Consider the following 18,747-nt stretch of genomic DNA (forward strand, 5'->3'; position numbering starts at 1 on the left):
TCTTGCGGAAATGGGCTGTCCAATGACTGATGGTCCGGTGATCATCGTCGGCGCCGGCCATGGCGGCTATCAGGTTGCGGCATCGCTGCGCCAGGCGGGTTTTTCCGAGCGCGTCTGCCTGATCAATGACGAGGCGCATCTGCCCTATCAGCGGCCGTCGCTGTCCAAGGCTTACATCAAGGGCTCGGCCGGGCCTGAGAGCCTGATGTTCCGCCCCGAGAAGTTCTACCAGGATCAGAAGATCGAACTGATCGCGGGCCGTGCGGTGTCGATCGATCGCGCCGCGCACAAGCTGCTGCTCGCATCCGGCGAGACGCTGCCTTACGGCCACCTCGTGCTGGCGACGGGCGCGCGCAACCGGCTGCTCGACCTGCCGAACGCCAACCTGCCCGACGTGAAGTATCTGCGCATCCTCGACGACAGCGAGTCGCTCAGGCAGATCGTGCCGTCAAAGAAACGTGTGGTGATCATCGGCGCCGGCTTCATCGGCCTCGAATTCGCCTCGACCGCACGGATCAAGGGCCTCGAGGTCGACGTGCTAGAGCTTGCGCCGCGCGTGATGGCGCGGGCGGTGACGGCGGAGGTCTCGGAGTATTTCCAAGAACGCCATCGCGAGGCCGGCATCCGCATCCATCTCGGCGTGCAGGCCACCTCGATCGAAGCCGAGGGCGGCAAGGTCACGGGCGTGTCCTTGAGCGACGGCCGGCATCTGCCCGCCGACCTCGTCGTAGTCGGCGTCGGCGTGCTGCCGAACATCGAGCTTGCCGCCGAGGCAGGGCTCCCGGTCGCCGCAGGCATCGTCGTCGACGAATATCTCTCCACCGCCGATCCCGCTATCTCCGCGATCGGCGACTGCGCGCTGTTCGCGAACCCGCGCTTTGGCGGATCGCAGCGGCTGGAATCGGTGCAGAACGCCACCGATCACGCCCGCTGCCTCGCAGCAAAGCTGACCGGCGACAGGAAGCCCTACGACAGCCATCCCTGGTTCTGGAGCGACCAGGGCGACGACAAGCTCCAGATCGCGGGACTGACCACCGGCTACGATCGCGTCGTGGTGCGCGGTGATCCCGCCAGGAAGGCGTTCTCGGTGTTTTGCTACAAGAGCGACAGGCTGCTCGGCATCGAGTCGATCAACCGCGCCGGCGACCACATGTTCGGTCGCCGTTTGCAGGCGATGGACCGTTCGATCACGCCCGAGCAGGCCGCCGACGAGAGCTTCGACTTGAAGAGCGCGCTGGCGTGATCAGCCGCTCTTGAGGACGGCTGCCACTTCCGCGGCCGTCGGCATCGATGGTCCCGCGCCCATGCGCTGCACGCCGATCGAGGCGGCGGCGTTGGCGAAGGTGAGGGCGTCGCGTAAGGCCGCGCCCTCGGCGAGTTGGGCTGCGAGCGCACCGACGAAGCAATCGCCTGCGCCGGTGGTGTCGACTGCCTTCACCGCGCGCCCTTGCACCGCAATCTCCTCGCGCCCGGCAAGCGCCAGCACGCCGCGCCTGCCGAGCGTGACGCAGATGGTCTGGTTCTCGCCCGCCTGAAGTTTTCGCGCGACGTCGATGATCCGCGCGCCTTCCTCGCTGTCGGATATCTCGGTGCCAGCGAGGAATCCGAGTTCGGTCTCGTTCAGCACGAGAGTGTCGACGAGCGCGAGCAATTCGCCCGACATGTTTTGCGCCGGCGCGGGATTGAGCAGCGTCGTCGCGCCAGCTGCACGCGCGCGCTGAAAGAACGCAACGATCGTCGGAAGCGGAATCTCGAACTGGCTGACGGCAACGTCGCCCTTCACGAGCGGCACGACGCCGACATCATCCGCGCTGACCAGCGCGTTGCTGCCGGGAATCACGACGATGGTGTTGTCGGCCTCGGCGACGGTGATGATGGCAGTGCCGGTATGGGCCTCGATTGTCTCTTGAACGTAGCCGAGATCGATGCCCTGATCGCCCAGGAACGTCCTCAGCTCGGCCCCGAACGAGTCGCGGCCCAGCCGCCCGATCAGCGTGGTCGCAGCGCCGAGCCGTGCCGCCGCGACCGCCTGGTTGGCGCCCTTGCCGCCCGGGAAATACAGCACCTGCTTGCCCGCAACGGTCTCGCCGACGCGCGGATGGCGATCGGCCGTCGCCACCACATCCATGTTGATGCTGCCGGCAACGAAGACGCGTCCCATCTGACTCTAGACCCTGACCTCGAACTCGTGCCTGACCTTGGCGATGTCGACCAGTGTCGGCAGGCCGGCCTCGTTGCCGAGGCGCTGGATCTTGTAGGTCGAGGCGGCGCGGGCAAAATCGAAATGCTCGCGCCAGCTTTTGCCGGGATGGGCGAGGTAGGAATAGACATAGGCGCCGTGGAAGACGTCGCCGGCGCCGTTGGTGTCGATCACCCGCTCGCGCGGGATCGGCATCGCCGGCATCACCTGCACGGCCCCGGTTTCGTCGTACCAGAAGAGGCCCTTCTCGCCCATGGTGACGCCGCCGATCTTGCAGCCGCGGCCCTTGAGGTAGTCGAGCATCTTCTCTGGCGTCAGATCCATCTGCTCGCACAGCCGCTCGGCGACGATTGCGACGTCGATGAACTCCAACAGCTCATGCGTGTTGGTGCGCAGGCCGCCGCCGTCGAGCGAGGTCAGGATACCGGCCTCGCGGCAGACCTTGGCGTAGTGGATCGCGGCATCCGGCTGGTGGCCGTCGACATGCAGCGCGCGGCAGCCGCCGAGATTGAGCATCGGGAAGGGATGGATGTGCTCGTCGTCGCGGCAGCGGACGATGGCGCGCTTGCCGTCCTTGGGCATGATGAAGGAGAGCGAGGACTGGTTGACCTTCCGCCCGTGCAGCGAGATCGCGTATTTCGCGCACATGTCCTGGAACATGCGGCCCAGCCAGTCATTGGCCGCTGTCGCGATCAGGTCGGGCACGATGCCGAGCTTGGCGCAGCAGAACGCCGCCGTCACCGCGTTGCCGCCGAAGGAGACCGCGTAGTCCGACGCCACGTGCTTCTCGTCGCCGGTCGGCATGTGGTCGGTGATGAAGACGACGTCGATATAGGTCTGTCCGATGAAGAGAGCCTGCATTGCTTGTCCGTGATGCGCTTGTGGTCCCGGCGGGCGGAATTACTCTAACACCGGTTCCGCTCCGGAGGGACGCTGAAATTATCCGCAAAACCGCCCCGAAGCGCTTGAGGTCAGCATATTGCCGGAATACGACCATGGCAGGCTAATGCCAAGCCCGGACAAACGCCGTCTTTCGGCCTGAGGGGTTCCCGAGTCAATCAAGGGTCGATCAAGGGGGAAGAGATGATCACCGGCCTCGATCACGTCGTCGTTCTGGTCCGGGATATCGGTGCAGCCAGGGCGGCCTATCAGACGCTGCTCGCTCGCGCGCCGGCCTGGCAGAACTCCGGCGAGGGCGCCGACCGGGTGCTGTTCACCCTCGACAACATGACGATCGAGCTGATGGCGCCGAACGGTTTCAGCGTCACCGCCGACCGCATGCGCGCGCTGCTCGACGACCAGGAAGGCGTGCTCGCCAGCCTGTGCTTTCGTGTCGCAGACATCGGCAAGATGCATCGCCGGTTGGATCGCGTGGCCTTGAGGCCGGACCCGATCGCCGAGGTCGAAAGCAGCGATGCCGTCACCGAGGCCGTGCTGCACTGGAAGCGTACGCGTGCGGCCACGGAGCTCACGCGTGGCGTGCGCATGTTCTTCCTCGAGCTCGCCGACGAGCGTCCCAAATCGGTCACAACCGACATCGCGCCGATCGAGGCGCTCGACCATGTCGTGGTCACGACCGAAGATTCCGATCGTGCCGCCGCACTCTATGGCGCGCGGCTCGGGCTCGATCTGGCGCTCGATCGCTCGCACCACGATTGGGGCCAGCTGATGTTCTTCCGTTGTGGCGACCTCATCGTCGAGGTGGTGCGCCGGCCGGTGGCGGGCGGCGATGCCGCGCATGACCGCCTCTGGGGTCTGAGCTGGCGCGTCGCGGACATCGACGCCACCCGCGCCCGGCTGATCGCGGGCGGACTCGACGTCTCCGAGATCCGCAACGGCCGCAAGCCGGGCACGCGCATCATGACGGTGCGCAGCGGCACCTGCGGCATCCCGACCGTGCTGCTGGAGCGCTCGCCGAAGCCGGCGGATTGAGGCTCCGCTCTTTCCCGCGTCATTGCGAGCGAAGCGAAGCAATCCAGAGTCTCTCCGCGGTGGCAGTCTGGATTGCTTCGTCGCAAGGGCTCCTCGCAATGACGGCTTCCTCGTGCTACACGCTGACTGAGACCACCAGCGAGCAACCGGTTTGGCGACAGCAAAGCGAACTCTGAAATGGCAGCGTGACCCCGAGGGGATGCGGCTGCGCATTCTCGAAGCCGCCAAGCAGGAGTTTTCCGCCCACGGCCTGGCCGGTGCGCGCGTCGACCGCATCGCGGCGAAAGCCGGTGCCAACAAGCGCATGCTGTACTATCACGTCGGCAACAAGGACGAGCTCTATCTCGCCGTGCTCGAAGGCGCCTATGACAAGATCCGCAGCGAGGAGCGGGGGCTCGATCTCGAACATCTCGAGCCGGCCGAGGCGATCAGGCGGCTGATCGAGTTCACCTGGAACTACTTCCTGCGCAATCCCGAATTCCTGTCGCTGCTCCAGACCGAGAATCTCGCGCGGGCCAAGCACCTGAAGAAGTCGACCAAGGTCAAGTCGATGCACTCGCCCTTCGTCGAGATGATCCGCACCGTGGTGCGCCGCGGCGTCGACAGCGGCGACTTCCAGGTCGCGGTCGATCCGGTGCAGCTCTACATCTCCATCGCAGGTCTCTGCTTCTTCTACCTCTCGAACTCGGCGACGCTCAGCGTGATCTTCGGCCGCGATCTGCTCGCCAAGGACGCCAAGGACGAGCGCCTCGCCCACATGGTCGGCATCGTGCTGGCCGCGTTGACAGGGCAGTCGATGGCGCTGTTCGAGATCGCGAAGGCGCCGAAGGCGCGCGCGAGTGTGGTGCAGACGGTGTAGCGGTTTGGCCACCCGCTTCCACAATCTCTGCCGTCATTGCCCGCGAAGGCGGGCAATCCAGTATTCCAGAGGCAGTTATTGTTGAACCGAGAGGCCACGGCGTACTGGATTCCCCGCCTTCGCGGGGAATGACACCGAGGGCAGGCGCGAAGAGCGCCATGCCATCCTCATCCGTCCCAATTCGACTTCCCGATCCTCCGGAACCGCCGCAAAACGCCACAGGGAAAGCTCTGGACAGTATTTATCCAACGAGTTAATTTCTCCCCACAACGAAGAAGACTGCCGGGAGTGAAAATTGGCCGAGCTCAAGCCGCAAAACGCTGTTTCCAAGCTGCTGAATGCTGCCTGGGTTCGGCCGTTCTTGTTCCTCGTCTTCATCGTCGTCGCCTGGGATCTCGCGATCCGTCTGTTCAAGATCCCCGCCTACCAGATCCCGTCGCCGCTCGACGTCGTTGCCGTGCTGCGCACCGAATGGCCGGAGTTGCTGCGGCAGTCCTGGCCGACCACCTATGCGACCGTCTGCGGCTTCCTGCTGTCGGCGCTGTTCGGCATTCCCGTGGCGATGCTGATCGCGGGCTCCAAGACGGTGGAGAGCTACGTCTATCCGCTGCTGGTGTTCTCGCAATCCGTGCCCAAGATCGCGATCGCGCCGCTGTTCGTGGTCTGGTTTGGCTTCGGCATCATTCCCAAGGTGATCTCGGCCTTCCTGCTCGGTTTCTTCCCCGTGGTGGTCTCCGCCGTGCAGGGCTTCAAATCGGTCGATCCTGACATGATCGATCTCGCCCGCGCCATGCAGGGCAGCCGCTTTCAGGTGTTTCGCGCGGTGAACCTGCCGCATGCGCTGCCGGCGATCTTCTCAGGACTGAAGGTGTCGGTGACGCTGGCCGTGGTCGGTGCGGTCGTCGGCGAATTCGTCGGCTCCAATTCCGGCATCGGCTACGTCATGCAGCGCTCGATCGGCACGTTCGACCTGCCGACCATGTTCGCGGCGCTGGTGATCCTCGCACTGCTCGGCGTCGTCCTGTTCTGGGTCGTCGACCGGATCGAGAAGCTGGTCATTCCCTGGCACGTCAGCCAGCGCGAGGACGTGATTTTCGCCTCGTGAGCATTTCGGCTCTGAAGTGAAGCAACGAACGGCCACCAACGGCCGACACAACAACGGCAAAGGGAGAGTGACGATGAAGCGGTGGATAGGGGCTGTCTCGGCGGTGCTGATGAGCTTCGCGGCGATCCCGGCGCAGGCGGCCGACAAGGTCGTGCTGATGCTGAACTGGTACGTCTATGGCGAGCACGCGCCGTTCTATTACGGCAAGGCCAAGGGCATCTATGCGTCGGAGGGCATCGACCTCGAGATCCAGGAAGGCCGCGGCTCGGCCGCGACCACGCAGGCCGTCGCCGCCAAGACCGCGGACTTCGGCTATGTCGACGTCCCCACCATGATGCGCGCCGCCATCAAGGGCGCGCCGGTGGTTGCGACCGGCGTGCTGCTCCAGACCTCGCCGATGTCCGCAATGGGCTTCGCCGACAAGAACATCAGGAAGCCCGAGGACATCAAGGGCAAGACGGTGGCGATTACGCCAGCCGACTCCATGACCCAGATCTGGCCGCTGTTCCTGAAGAAGACCGGCCTGAAGGAAAGCGACTTCAAGACGGTGGCCGGCGACGGCCAGACCAAGCTGAATGCCGTCATCAACGGCCAGGCTGATCTGCTGCTCGGCTACGTCATGGACCAGTCGATGAAGATCAAGGACGCCACCGGCAAGGACGTATATCCGATTAAGTTCGCCGACTACGGCATCAACATGGTGTCCTCGGGAGTCATCGCCAACACCGACTATGTGAAGGCCAATGCCGATCTGGTCCGCCGCTTCATGTCGGCGACCACCAAGGCGGTCGAAGCGGCCGAGAAGGAGCCGAAGGCGGCGGCGCAGACGATCCTCGATGCCAACCCCAAGGGCGGCAAGATCGACACGCTGACCCAGGGCTTTGAGCTGACCATTCCGCTCTACCGGACCGCGGAGACCAAGAGCAAGCGGCCGTTCCAGGTCACCGACCAGAACATGACCGACTCGGTCAATCTGATGGTCGAATATGGCGGTCTGGACGCCAAGGCCAAGGAGAACCCGAAGGCCTTCTACACCAACGATTATCTGCCGAAGAGCGGCTCGTGAAACCTGCGGCTGTCATGAGTGAAACCGCGCAGCCGGCCGCGCATCTGAGACTGGTGAGCGACCGGGCTGCCGGCGATGCGTCGGGCATCAAGCTGTCGGGCGTGTCGAAGACATACCGGACGCGCGATGGCGACGTGCCGTCGCTGCGTCCGCTCGACTTCCACATCAATGACGGCGAGTTCTTCGTCGTGGTCGGCCCGAGCGGCTGCGGCAAGTCCACCTTGCTCAAGCTGATTTCGGGCCTGCTGCCGCCGACATCAGGCGAGGTCCTGGTCGAGGGCGAGAAGGTGACGAAGCCGCACGGCAATGTCGGCATCGTGTTCCAGAACGCGTTGCTGCTGCCATGGCGCAACATCCTCAACAACGTGATGCTGCCGATCGACATGAAGCGGCTGCCGCGACAACAATATCTCGACCGCGCCAAGGCGCTGTTGAAGCTCGTCGGTCTCGAAGGTTTCGAGAAGAAGCTGCCCTGGCAGCTCTCCGGCGGCATGCAGCAACGCGCCTCGATCTGCCGGGCGCTGGTGCACGATCCCAAGATCATGCTGATGGACGAGCCGTTCGGCGCGCTCGATGCGCTGACGCGCGAACGCATGAATGTCGAGCTGATGCGGATCCAGCGCGAGACGAAGAAGACGGTGCTCTTGATCACGCATTCGATTCCCGAAGCCGTCTTCCTGGCCGACCGCGTGCTGGTCATGACCGAGCGGCCGGGCGCGATCGCCGCGATCTACGATGTGCCCCTGCCGCGCCCGCGCTCGCTCGACGTGATGGCCGATCCGGTCTTCACCGAACTGGTGCAACGCATCCGCAAGCATTTCTTCTCGCAAGGTGCATTGGATTAAGGCAATGGAGCTAGCTCGAAATTTTAGAGCGTCATGGCCGGGCTTGACCCGGCCATCCACGTCTTGCTCCGTGCAACAAAGAACGTGGATGCCCGGGACAAGCCCGGGCATGACGACCTTCTCAGGATCACGCCATTGCGCCTGAAGCTGCGAGATATCGCCTTCTTCGAACGCCCCGTGCAGTTCGCGCGGCCGTTCCGGTTCGGCGCGATCACGATCAACGCCACGCCGCAGCTGTTCGTGCGGGCCGAAATCGAGGTCGAGGGCCGGGGCGTCGCGATCGGCGCGAGCGCCGAGCTGCTGGTGCCGAAATGGTTCGACAAGCGGCCGGAGCTGTCGCCGGCGCAGACCGTCGACGGCTTGCGGCGGTCGCTCGAAATCGCGCGCGGGCTCTATCTGGCACGCACCGGATATCAGACTGCATTCGATCTGCACGCCTCGTGCATCGGTGCCCAGGTCGCGACCTGTGCGAAGAAGAACATTCCGCCGCTCGCAGCGGCTTACGGCCCGGCCGAGATCGACAAGGCGGTCCTCGATGCGCTGCTGCGCGCCGCCGAAACCAATTTCTTCGACGGGATGGCTGCCAACATCGCGGGCGTCGATGCGCGGCTTTCTCCTGACCTGAGCGAGAGGGACATCAGGACGTTTCTCTCCAGCCGGATGCCGCTGGCGCGCGTTGCCATCAGGCATACCGTCGGCCTCGATGATACCGTGGAAGGCGAGGGGGGCGTTGCCGATCCGCGCGAGAACGCTGGCGCGCGCTACTTCAAGCTCAAGCTGTCGGGCGATCCCACGGCCGATGCGGTGCGGCTCGCCCGCATTGGCAAGGAGCTCGCTACGCTGGGACATGACTACAAGGTGACGCTCGACGCCAACGAGCAGTACGCCGACCTCGCGGCGTTGCAGGCGCTGATGGATCGCCTCGATCATGATTCCGCGCTGCGCCCGATCGCCACGCGCCTGCTTTATGTCGAGCAGCCGATGCCGCGCGACATCACGCGGCAATCGCCGCTCGGTGCACTGGCCGGGCACGGCTTCATCATCGACGAGGCCGACGATTCCTACGGTGCTTTCCCGGCGGCCCGGGCACTCGGCTATCGCGGCATCTCCTCGAAATCCTGCAAGGGCCTCTATAAGTCGATCGTCAATGCGACGCGCGCGGCGAAATGGAGCGCGGAACGGGAGAGGTTCTTCGTGACCGGCGAGGACCTCACCTGCCAGGCCGGCCTCGCCGTGCAGCAGGACCTCGCGCTCGGCGCCTTCATCGGCGTCACCCATGCCGAACGCAACGGCCATCATTATGTCGACGGCTTCGGCGACACGCCTGCCGCGGAAGCTACGGCCTTCGCAGTCGCGCATCCCGATCTCTACGCCGATGCCGGGCAGGGCATCCGCCTCAAGATTCACAATGGCGATCTCCTGACGGGATCGCTTCACACGGCGGGCTTCGCCACCTCAATCCATCCGGACTGGTCGGCGCTGAACCCGCTCGAACAGCCAAGATCACTTCAGGAGCAAATGGCATGACCACCCAACGCCTCGGCCTCATCATGAACGGCGTCACCGGCCGCATGGGGCTCAACCAGCATTTGATCCGCTCGATCGTCGCGATCCGTGACCAGGGCGGCGTCCGCCTGAAGAACGGCGACCGCGTCATGCCCGATCCGATCCTGGTCGGCCGCAGCGCCGACAAGGTCGAGGGGCTCGCCAAGCGCTTCAACATCACGCGCTGGACCACCGATCTCGATGCCGCGCTCGCCGACAAGAACGACACCATGTTCTTCGACGCGGCGACCACGCAGGCGCGCCCCGGCCTGCTGACGCAGGCGATCAACGCGGGCAAGCATGTCTATTGCGAGAAGCCGATCGCGACGAATTTCGAGGAAGCCGTCGAGGTCGTGAAGCTTGCGAATGCCAAGGGCGTCAAGCACGGCACGGTGCAGGACAAGCTGTTCCTGCCCGGCCTGAAGAAAATCGCCTTCCTGCGCGATTCCGGCTTCTTCGGTCGCATTCTCTCGGTGCGCGGCGAGTTCGGCTATTGGGTGTTCGAAGGCGGCTGGCAGGAGGCGCAGCGGCCATCCTGGAATTACCGCGACGAGGACGGCGGCGGCATCATCTTGGACATGGTCTGCCATTGGCGCTACGTGCTCGACAACCTCTTCGGCAACGTCCAGAGCGTGGTCTGCATCGGCAACACCGACATTCCCGAGCGCTATGACGAGCAGGGCAAGAAGTACAAGGCGACCGCGGATGATTCCGCCTATGCGACCTTCCAGCTCGAGGGCGGCATCATCGCGCACATCAACATGTCATGGGTGACGCGCGTCTATCGCGACGACCTCGTGACCTTCCAGGTCGACGGCACCCACGGCTCGGCGGTCGCGGGGCTCACTGACTGCATGATCCAGGCGCGGCAGGCTACTCCGAGGCCGGTCTGGAATCCGGATGAGAAGCGGCTGCACGATTTCTACGGCGATTGGCAGAAGCTGCCCGACAACGTTACCTACGACAACGGCTTCAAAGAGCAGTGGGAGATGTTAATCCGCCACGTCTACGAGGATGCGCCCTACAAGTTCACGCTGCTCGAAGGCGCCAAGGGCGTGCAGCTCGCCGAATGTGCGCTCAAGAGCTGGAAGGAGCGGCGCTGGATCGACGTCGCCCCGATCAAGGCGTGAGGTCGATTGGATAAGCCCCGATGTTTACCAAGCCGTCATTGCGAGGAGCGAAGCGACGAAGCAATCCAGACTGTTGCCGCGGAGGCACCCTGGATTGCTTCGCTTCGCTCGCAATGACGGGGAGAGGTCTGAAGTCATGAACAAGCCAGTCCAACCCATGTCGTCATTGTCGCTCAATTTGCCGAAAGCCGATCGGTCGATCGAGACCTACCGGCTCGCGGCCTCGCGCACGTTCCCCGCAAAGCTCGAGGGCCCGCTGAACCGCATCGCGTTCTCGGCCGTGCACACCGTCGCCGATCCCTTCGCCGACAACGATCCCTGGCTCTCGGTCGCGGTCGACTGGGACAAGACCATTGCGTTCCGCGAGCACGTCTGGGACCTCGGCCTCGGCGTCGCCGAAGCCATGGACACCGCACAGCGCGGCATGGGCCTGGACTGGCCGACCTCGCTGGAGCTGATCACGCGTTCGGTCAGCGCTGCCAAGCGCCGCAACGCGCTGGTATTCTCCGGCGCCGGCACCGACCATCTCGCCGTAGAGGATGCCAGGAGCCTCGATGACGTGATCCGCGCCTACGAAGAACAGATCTCGGCGGTCGAGAAGGTCGGCGGCCGCATCATCCTGATGGCCTCGCGCGCGCTGGCCAAGCTCGGCCGCAATGCCGACGACTACGCCAAGGTCTACGACCGCGTGCTGTCGCAGGTTCGCGACCCCGTGATCATCCACTGGCTCGGCGACATGTTCGATCCCGCGCTGACGGGATACTGGGGCACCAAAGACCTCGACAAGGCGATGGATACGGCGGTGGCCATCATCAACAGCAATGCTGCCAAGGTCGACGGCGTCAAGGTCTCGCTGCTGGACAAGCAGCGCGAGATCGACATGCGCCGCCGCCTCGACAAGCGCATCAAGATGTATACCGGCGACGACTTCAATTATGCGGAGCTGATCGCCGGCGACGAGCAGGGCTTTTCCCATGCGCTGCTCGGTATCTTCGATGCCATCGCGCCGGCGGCGTCCTACGCGCTGTCGCGGCTGGCGGCCGGGGACGAGGCCGGCTTCCACGACGTGTTGGGGCCGACCGTGCCGCTGTCGCGCCATATCTTCAAGGCACCGACGCGCTTCTATAAGACTGGTGTCGTGTTCATGGCGTATTTGAACGGTCACCAGGACCATTTCACCATGGTCGGCGGACAGGAGAGCACACGCTCCACCCTGCACCTCGCCGAGCTGTTCCGTCTGGCCGACCAGGCCGGCCTGCTCGCCAATCCTGAACTCGCGACGCAGCGGATGAAGACCGTGCTCGCCACCCACGGTATCGAATCCTGATGCGCGATTTCTCGTCCGACCACCGCTGGCTGTCGCTGAACACGGCGACCGTCCGCAAGCAGGGTGACCTCGTCGAGATCATCGATGCCTCTGCGAAGCATGGCATTCGCGCCATCGATCCCTGGCGCGACCAGGTCGTAACCGTCGGTCTCGACCGTGCCGCGCGTGCGGTGCGCGATGCCGGTCTCGATCTCTCAGGCTATTGCCGCGGCGGCATGTTCACGTCGGACGCTTCGCGCCGGGGCGAGGTGCGCGACGACAACAGGCGCTGCGTCGACGAAGCCAAGGCGCTGGGCGCACCCTGCATCGTCCTCGTCGTCGGCGGCCTGCCGCAATATTCGCGGCCGGGCAGCGATGTCTCGAAGGATATCGCGGCGGCGCGCGGGCAGGTCGAAGACGCGCTCGCCGAGATGCTCGATTACGCCAGACAGGCAAAGCTGCCGCTCGCCATCGAGCCCCTGCATCCGGCCTATGCGGCCGACCGCGCCTGCGTCAACACCACCAAACAGGCGCTCGACATCTGCGACCGGCTCGACCCCGATCGCACCGGCATGCTCGGCGTCGCGCTCGATGTCTATCACATCTGGTGGGACCCCGAGCTGATGGGGCAGATCGCGCGCGCCGGCAAGGATCGCCTGCTCGCCTTCCATGTCTGCGACTGGCTGGTGCCGACCAAGGACATCCTCAACGATCGCGGCATGATGGGTGATGGCGTCATCGACATCAAATCGGTGCGCCAAGCGGTCGAAGCGCAGGGCTTTGCCGGCTACTCCGAGATCGAGATCTTCTCCAACGACTGGTGGGGCAGGTCGATGGACGAGGTGCTCCGCACCTGCATCACGCGGCATAAGACGGTGGTGTAGGTTTCTCGGCTGCCGTTCTCACGGGCTTGCGACATGTTGCAGCGTCTTGAAGCGCGCCTTCTGCTCGCTGCTCAGCGTGGCATAGAACTCGACCAGGGTGGGTTCGACCAGCTTGGCGGCCGTCAGCATGGCCCCCTGAATTTACTTCCGCTTTTCAGTGGCAGAACAGACTCTGCTCGGACTTACTGCCAGCCCGATCCGGTCGCGATTGACCCCAAGCGGACATCCACGGCGATGCGGCGGAGAGCTGCTCTGAGCCAAAAGCCGCTTTGATCTACGTCAAGGATTTGTTTTTAGACAGTGCAGGATACGGACGACCTGCCATCACCACACGCCGGACTGAATTTTCCAGCGGAACACCTGCTCATTGCCATCGTGCGAGGCGACGCCATGCGCGTACCATTTCTTGCCTTCACTTTAGTCGCGCTGACCGTCAGCCACGCCTCGGCCCAGCAGCTTCTTGGGAAGGTCAATGGCGGCGGTGGTCCTATCGCAACGTCGACGGTGACGCTATGGGCAGCGGGCGAGGGCGCCCCCACCAAGCTGTCGGAAACAAGCACGGGCGACGATGGCGCTTTTCGCTTGCAGTTCGACACCGAGAAGGCCGGCGGCGGTGTGCTCTACCTGACTGCCAAGGGTGGAGAGCCCAAGATTGGCGGCTCCCATGGACCGAACCCGGCTATCGCGCTGATGACAACGTTGGGCACCACCGCACCGAAGGAAGCGACCATCAACGAACTCACGACCGTGGCATCGGTATGGACGGGCGCGCAATTCCTCAAAGGTGAAGCGCTTAGCGGCCATGCGCTTGGCCTGAAGATCGCCGCGGGCAATGTGCCTAACCTGGTAGACCTCACGACCGGCGGATGGGGCACGGTGGTCCAGGATCCACTGAACAGCACGCAAACCACCTCTCTGGCTGTGTTGAACACCTTGGGTGGCTTGCTGGCGGGTTGCATCACGCGCGTGCAGGCGGACGCCTGCGAAAGGTTGTTTGCCGCCTCGACGCCGCCGGGAAAGTCTGCTCCCACCGATACATTGACCGCGGCGCAGGCGATAGCGCTGCATCCCTGGAATCAGCCTGCAAAACTGTTTGCGCTGTTGGGCCATTTCTATCCGGCTGGACGGGAGGGGCCAGGCTCGCGTGCCGTTCCGTTCCGACCCTACCTCCTGTTCGCTCCCGGCACATGGACGATCGCACTGCGATACGCAGGTGGCGGTTTGAACGGCCTCGGCGGCATCGGTATCGACGGCGATGGCAACGCCTGGGCGGCAAACAATCAGATGGCAGGCTCGCAATCGACCATGTTCGGCGGCATCGGCGGTACGCTCTCCGCGCTCGCCCCGAACGGCCGCCCTATCTCGCCGATGACGACCGGCTTTACCGGCGGCGGCGTGGACTTTCCGGGCTGGGGTCTTACCATCGCAGGTGACGGCAAGGTGTGGGTGACCAGCATCGGCGGTAAGACGATTTCGGTGTTTGACAAAACCGGAAAGCCGCTCTCCCCATCGACCGGTTACAATCTGAATGGACAACTCGGTGGAATGCAGGGTGTCAACACGACGCCGGATGGAGATGTCTGGGCGCTGGATTCGAGCAAGAGCCAGATCGTCCACATCCCGAAGGGCGATCCGGCTCAAGCGCGCATCCTGTGCCGCACCGTCGACGACAAGCCGGTCGACGGCACCTGCCAGGTGAAAGGGCCTTTCCACGTCGCGTTCGACCTGCAGGGCCGGGTCCTGGTTTCCAACTCCAACTCCAACACGGTGACTCGCTTCCCGGCGAATGATCCCGGCAAGGCCGAAGAATTGAAGGTCGGTTACAGTCCCCATGCCATCGCGATCGACAGCCAAGGCAACGCTTGGGTCGCAAATGTGTTGGGCGAGCCGAGCATCAAGGAAAAGCTGGACCTGCTCCGGATGAAGCTGCGAAGCAGCCTGGAAAGCAAACTGAAGCCGGCGGGCGGCGGTGACGAGACGGTGGAAAAGTTCATCGCCCTGGTCCGCATTATCGAGGAGTTTCCCGGCGGCAGCGTCAGCATGATACGTCCGGATGGCAACCACGGGACCGCCCCGTCGTTCGACGGTGGAGGGAGCATCAGCGGGCCCTGGGGCATCACCGTCGATGGCAATGACCACGTATGGGTTGCGAACGGCTTCGGCAAAACGCTGACGCAGCTTTGCGGCGTCAGGACCGAGACATGCCCTCCCGGTTTCAAGACGGGCGACCCGATCTCTCCACCCAAATCCGGCTACGCAGGCAAGGGCATGCAATTCCTGACCGGTGTTGTCGTCGACCCAGCCGGAAATGTCTGGGCCGCCAACAATATCGATCTTATGGATGAGGTTTGTCTGACGAAGACCCCTGACGAAACCCTTTCAACGCGCTGCGGCGGCAACGCCTTCGTGGTGTTCTTTGGCTTGGCAAAACCCGTGAGAACACCTGTGATCGGCAGTCAAATGCGACGCTGGTAAGCGATCTGGTAAGCTGCTGATTAGCTTGTGGGGACCCATTGCCGACCTCATCCGACCGTTCTCGTGGCTTGCCCTGGCGCTTGTCCGAGTTCGCCGTTGAACCAAAGCTGATGTGGGATAGATTAGCTGTCCATGAAAGAGATGCTGGCCCATCTAGAACTGCTCCGCGTGCAAATGGCTGAGTGCGAGCGCCTTCAACAGGCAGCAAGGAGCCCGCTCAAGCGCGACGTCTATGCGCGGACGCTTGCGCGCTACAGTGCAATCGCAAGAGAGCTGGAACAAGCGATCGCCTGCCTGCCTGCCTGACTTTAGGCCCCTGCGTAACGCGAGGAAGAGGGAGACCGCCTCAGTTGAGAGGGCGGACGCGCGCTGCTCTCACGGGCTTGCGACCTGCTGCAGCGTGTTAAAGCGCGCCTTTTGCTCGCTGCTCAGCGTGGCATAGAACTCGTCGAGGGCGGGTTCGACCAGCTTGGCGGCCGTCGACATGGCCCCCCTGAATTTACTTCCGCTTTCAGCGGCAGAGTGGACATTGCTCGGACTTACTGCCGGCCCGATCCGGTCGCGATTGGACCCGCAGCAGACGCTTTAGACCATCCAGTCAAGAACAGTTGGCTGTCGTCAGACGAGTCAATTGAGCATGTTTGCCGGATCTTGCATTTCCGCGTCAAAGGCGGCATCCCGCGCAAGCTGACCGGTTGCTTTGAAATGTCAGAAGTCCGAATTAACCTTCAGCCTCGATCCAATTTTAAAAGGACAGCATGACTGCTTGTTAGCGTGCCTTGGGCGAACCAACGTGGCGGATGCTGCCGTCTTCCCGGTTCGGCGGGCGGGAATTCAGGGAATGCGATCGCAATCGCCGCGGTCGTTCAATGGGAAGTAGCCTTCTCACCTGGAGATCTCGCCATGATGATCGAACGTCGGGCAATGGAGCGGATACCGGTCAACCGGGCCGCGCGGCTGTCATTTGATGGAATTCGCGGGACGCACCCATGCGTGGTGCGCGACATGAGCACCTTGGGGGCCTGTATCTCCACGCCATACTATGTATTTGCGAATGAGTTTGTGCTGTCCTTCGACGGACATTCCGGAATCTTCATCTGCCGGGTTGCGTGGCGAAAGGTGACGCTTTGCGGCGTTTGTTTCCTCCTGCGTCGTCGTTCGCCGAAACCGGCGAATGATTTTCGGCGAACCCGCAAGCATGGCGCGACACGATCGCTGGATCGTGGGCCGGCAGGCGGCCCTTGACTTGGTGTGGTCAGCGCCTCCGCCCGTGTGCTGACGAGGCGGTCATATGGACCAGCCACTTCCGCGGGCGGCGCCTTTCCGTCGATACGTCAGCTTATGACCCCGAAGCTGGAGGTCCTAGTCCGGCGCCCGCCGGAAGCCTCGCCCTGCCAGAGAGCCCCTGAGGGAGCTGAATAGTTTCCTTGAGCTACATCAAGAGATCCAAAGCCTCCTCGCGCTACCAACAAAGCTAGGGCATTTCTTTCTGAAATCGAACGGCCGGCGTATTCCGGACTGACTGATCCCAATAAGGGAGTGGCCTTGATGCAAGACGGCCGCACGATTTCCTTTGCCCAACGGCTGAAGGAACTCGCCGCCAAACTCTCGGAACTCGAAGATCTCCGATCTCAAGTCGAAGAAGCAGAACGATGCACCCAAGTGGTGCCTGCATCGCAGCGGTCCTCAAAGACCCCATTACCGCGCTAATGGGAGGAGAGGAAAAAATGGCAATTGTCAATGTTAGAAGCCGTTTCACGTCCGGGTACAACCAAGATGCCCTGACGACGACCACGGAAGGTGAGCGCGTTTTGAACTTCGGGAAGCTGACGACAACGGGCGATCTCGCGGACGGCATCTTTGCCCGCGCCGACAATTTAACGATCCGCAATTTCGCGCGGATAGAGACCGGCGGTCTTGGCGCCGCCGGCATCCTCGGGACTGGCAATGACGTCAGCATTGAGAATTACGGCACGGTGGTAACGCGCGGCGGATTTTTCGATCCCGATCCGAATGTCGAAGGCGACGAGGCTTTCTCTGAAGGCGTGGTCACAATCGGAGACCGGTTCCATATCGCGAATTTCGGCACCGTTCGCGTCGAGGGCGAGTCCGCCACCGGTCTGTCAGGTGTCGGCGCAGACGGCACCATCATCAACTACGGTCACGTTGAAAGCACCTCCTTTAACTCATCTTTGATTGCTTCCATTGGTGACAATGCGACGTCAATCAATGCAGGTTTGATATCGGCCGGTGGCTCCGACAATGCAGCCATGTTTGCACGCGGCGCGGATGCCGCAGCCGTCAATCTCGGGCGCATCTTTATCAATGGTACCGTTATGGTCGGCATCCAGGGCGTACTGGAAAACACGCACATCACGAACCGAGGTGTCATCCGCGTTACCGGCGATGAAAGCGCCGGGATGGGAGGCTTCGGGAATAACCAGGAGATCAGTAATTTTGGATTAATAGAGACGGAAGGGACTTTGGCCACTGGTATGGCGGCGCGTGGCGGCGGCCCACTTCAATTGCCCGGCCTCGATTCCGATGTTCTTAACACCGGCCGTATCACAACCGAGGGTGACATCGCATTCGGCATCGCTATCGGTGTGGGTCGATTCGGGTTCATTGCTGCTGGGAACGGTGAGATCACTAACCGAGGCATTATCGAAACCCGTGGCGACGGGGCTGCGGGCATTGTCCTGATCGGAGATGGTCATCACCTCACCAACAGCGGTCGAATCAAAGCGGATGGTGAAACATTTGACAGCGAAGTCCACGGCGTATTCCGGGCGGCGGGCGTGCTCGTGTCCGGCGACGACGTGCTGCTGGAGAACACCCGTTCGGGCGTGATCGAGAGCGGGGATGCCGCGTCGGCGGCGGTCGAGCTAAACGTCTTGGAACGCGAGGGTCTGCCTGCCGAAGGCATGTCGTCGCAACTCGCAAATTCTGGCCTTGTTCGCGGCGTGAACACCGCGATAGTCGGTGGCGATGGCCAAGAGACGGTTATCAATCGCGGCCGCATCGTCGGGAATGTCGAATTGAGCGGCGGCGATGATACGTTCGCTTTTGCGAAAGGAAGCGTCCTTGCGGGCAATTTGTTTCTCGGTGAGGGCGCTGACTTGGTTTTCGTCGAAAACGGTTCTGGTAGGACGGGCGTTGCGGATTTTATAGCGGGTGACGCGAGCGGGGATACAATTGACGTGTCGGCGTTCTTCTCGGATTTCGGCGAACTACAGGATGCGATACGACAGAATACTCGCGGGGACGTGGTCATTCGCCTCGATAATAACGATACGCTGGTACTTGCCGGCGTTCAGGTCAACGTCCTAAACGCTGCCGACTTCATTTTCGGGATGTAGAACGCCCCGCAACGATCCGCTTGCGAAGCGGCTAACGCAAG

Annotated in this window: 18 protein-coding genes; 14 read left to right on the plus strand and 4 right to left on the minus strand. The window is 63.0% G+C overall.

Annotated elements, in window-relative coordinates; genetic code table 11:
- The first annotated feature begins 22 nt into the window (after positions 1-22).
- Positions 23-1,243, plus strand: a complete 1,221-nt coding sequence (locus BCCGELA001_RS12755) for an NAD(P)/FAD-dependent oxidoreductase (RefSeq protein WP_008550381.1) — start codon at positions 23-25, stop codon at positions 1,241-1,243.
- Here BCCGELA001_RS12755 and BCCGELA001_RS12760 read toward each other — a convergent pair whose 3' ends face one another.
- Entirely contained in the window at positions 1,244-2,161 is a 918-nt protein-coding gene (locus BCCGELA001_RS12760) for a ribokinase (protein WP_008550380.1), read from the minus strand.
- A gap of 6 nt (positions 2,162-2,167) precedes the next feature.
- The gene (locus tag BCCGELA001_RS12765) at positions 2,168-3,061 is read right to left on the minus strand and encodes a sugar kinase (RefSeq protein WP_008550379.1); all 894 of its coding nucleotides are present in this window, start codon (positions 3,059-3,061) and stop codon (positions 2,168-2,170) included.
- A 222-nt stretch (positions 3,062-3,283) separates the two neighbouring features.
- Between BCCGELA001_RS12765 and BCCGELA001_RS12770 the strand changes: the two genes are divergently transcribed.
- The 9 genes from BCCGELA001_RS12770 (at position 3,284) to BCCGELA001_RS12810 (ending at position 12,872) form a co-directional block, all read left to right on the plus strand.
- On the plus strand, positions 3,284-4,132 hold the full coding sequence (locus BCCGELA001_RS12770; RefSeq protein WP_008550378.1) for a VOC family protein: 849 nt from the start codon (positions 3,284-3,286) through the stop codon (positions 4,130-4,132).
- Positions 4,133-4,283: 151 nt separating this feature from the next.
- Entirely contained in the window at positions 4,284-4,991 is a 708-nt protein-coding gene (locus BCCGELA001_RS12775; protein ID WP_193409773.1) for a TetR/AcrR family transcriptional regulator, read from the plus strand.
- A gap of 295 nt (positions 4,992-5,286) precedes the next feature.
- Positions 5,287-6,096 (plus strand): ABC transporter permease, encoded by an 810-nt coding sequence (locus tag BCCGELA001_RS12780; protein WP_008550353.1) that lies wholly within the window; start codon positions 5,287-5,289, stop codon positions 6,094-6,096.
- Between the two features lie 73 nt (positions 6,097-6,169).
- Complete coding sequence (locus BCCGELA001_RS12785; RefSeq protein ID WP_060735442.1) at positions 6,170-7,162, plus strand: ABC transporter substrate-binding protein; 993 nt, start codon at positions 6,170-6,172, stop codon at positions 7,160-7,162.
- A 14-nt stretch (positions 7,163-7,176) separates the two neighbouring features.
- Positions 7,177-8,007, plus strand: coding sequence for an ABC transporter ATP-binding protein (locus BCCGELA001_RS12790; RefSeq protein WP_008550348.1), 831 nt, complete (start codon positions 7,177-7,179; stop codon positions 8,005-8,007).
- A gap of 126 nt (positions 8,008-8,133) precedes the next feature.
- Positions 8,134-9,534: a hypothetical protein gene (locus BCCGELA001_RS12795; protein WP_060737636.1), complete on the plus strand. Its 1,401-nt coding sequence runs from the start codon at positions 8,134-8,136 to the stop codon at positions 9,532-9,534.
- Complete coding sequence (locus tag BCCGELA001_RS12800; RefSeq protein WP_008550335.1) at positions 9,531-10,682, plus strand: Gfo/Idh/MocA family protein; 1,152 nt, start codon at positions 9,531-9,533, stop codon at positions 10,680-10,682. The genes BCCGELA001_RS12795 and BCCGELA001_RS12800 overlap by 4 nt, the downstream gene beginning before the upstream one ends.
- A gap of 136 nt (positions 10,683-10,818) precedes the next feature.
- Positions 10,819-12,009 carry a dihydrodipicolinate synthase family protein gene (locus BCCGELA001_RS12805; protein WP_060735443.1) on the plus strand — a complete coding sequence of 397 codons (1,191 nt, stop codon included), beginning with the start codon at positions 10,819-10,821 and terminating at the stop codon, positions 12,007-12,009.
- Complete coding sequence (locus tag BCCGELA001_RS12810) at positions 12,009-12,872, plus strand: sugar phosphate isomerase/epimerase family protein (RefSeq protein WP_008550333.1); 864 nt, start codon at positions 12,009-12,011, stop codon at positions 12,870-12,872. The genes BCCGELA001_RS12805 and BCCGELA001_RS12810 overlap by 1 nt, the downstream gene beginning before the upstream one ends.
- Before the next feature lie 18 nt (positions 12,873-12,890).
- Here the strand turns inward: BCCGELA001_RS12810 and BCCGELA001_RS37015 are convergent, their stop codons facing one another.
- Positions 12,891-13,001: a Spy/CpxP family protein refolding chaperone gene (locus tag BCCGELA001_RS37015; RefSeq protein ID WP_008550332.1), complete on the minus strand. Its 111-nt coding sequence runs from the start codon at positions 12,999-13,001 to the stop codon at positions 12,891-12,893.
- 171 nt (positions 13,002-13,172) lie between these two features.
- Between BCCGELA001_RS37015 and BCCGELA001_RS12815 the strand changes: the two genes are divergently transcribed.
- Both BCCGELA001_RS12815 and BCCGELA001_RS37920 read left to right on the plus strand, forming a co-directional pair.
- Positions 13,173-15,347, plus strand: a complete 2,175-nt coding sequence (locus tag BCCGELA001_RS12815) for a Vgb family protein (protein ID WP_144441280.1) — start codon at positions 13,173-13,175, stop codon at positions 15,345-15,347.
- A 132-nt stretch (positions 15,348-15,479) separates the two neighbouring features.
- On the plus strand, positions 15,480-15,653 hold the full coding sequence (locus BCCGELA001_RS37920; protein WP_158511619.1) for a hypothetical protein: 174 nt from the start codon (positions 15,480-15,482) through the stop codon (positions 15,651-15,653).
- Between the two features lie 69 nt (positions 15,654-15,722).
- Here BCCGELA001_RS37920 and BCCGELA001_RS37020 read toward each other — a convergent pair whose 3' ends face one another.
- Positions 15,723-15,833 carry a Spy/CpxP family protein refolding chaperone gene (locus BCCGELA001_RS37020; RefSeq protein WP_008550328.1) on the minus strand — a complete coding sequence of 37 codons (111 nt, stop codon included), beginning with the start codon at positions 15,831-15,833 and terminating at the stop codon, positions 15,723-15,725.
- Between the two features lie 417 nt (positions 15,834-16,250).
- On the opposite strand from BCCGELA001_RS37020, the gene BCCGELA001_RS35935 reads away from it, so the two are divergent.
- Both BCCGELA001_RS35935 and BCCGELA001_RS12820 read left to right on the plus strand, forming a co-directional pair.
- Positions 16,251-16,592, plus strand: a complete 342-nt coding sequence (locus tag BCCGELA001_RS35935) for a PilZ domain-containing protein (protein WP_193409774.1) — start codon at positions 16,251-16,253, stop codon at positions 16,590-16,592.
- A gap of 482 nt (positions 16,593-17,074) precedes the next feature.
- Entirely contained in the window at positions 17,075-18,706 is a 1,632-nt protein-coding gene (locus BCCGELA001_RS12820; protein WP_144441281.1) for a hypothetical protein, read from the plus strand.
- Positions 18,707-18,747 lie beyond the last annotated feature (41 nt).

The sequence above is a fragment of the Bradyrhizobium sp. CCGE-LA001 genome (genome assembly GCF_000296215.2).
GTDB lineage: Bacteria > Pseudomonadota > Alphaproteobacteria > Rhizobiales > Xanthobacteraceae > Bradyrhizobium.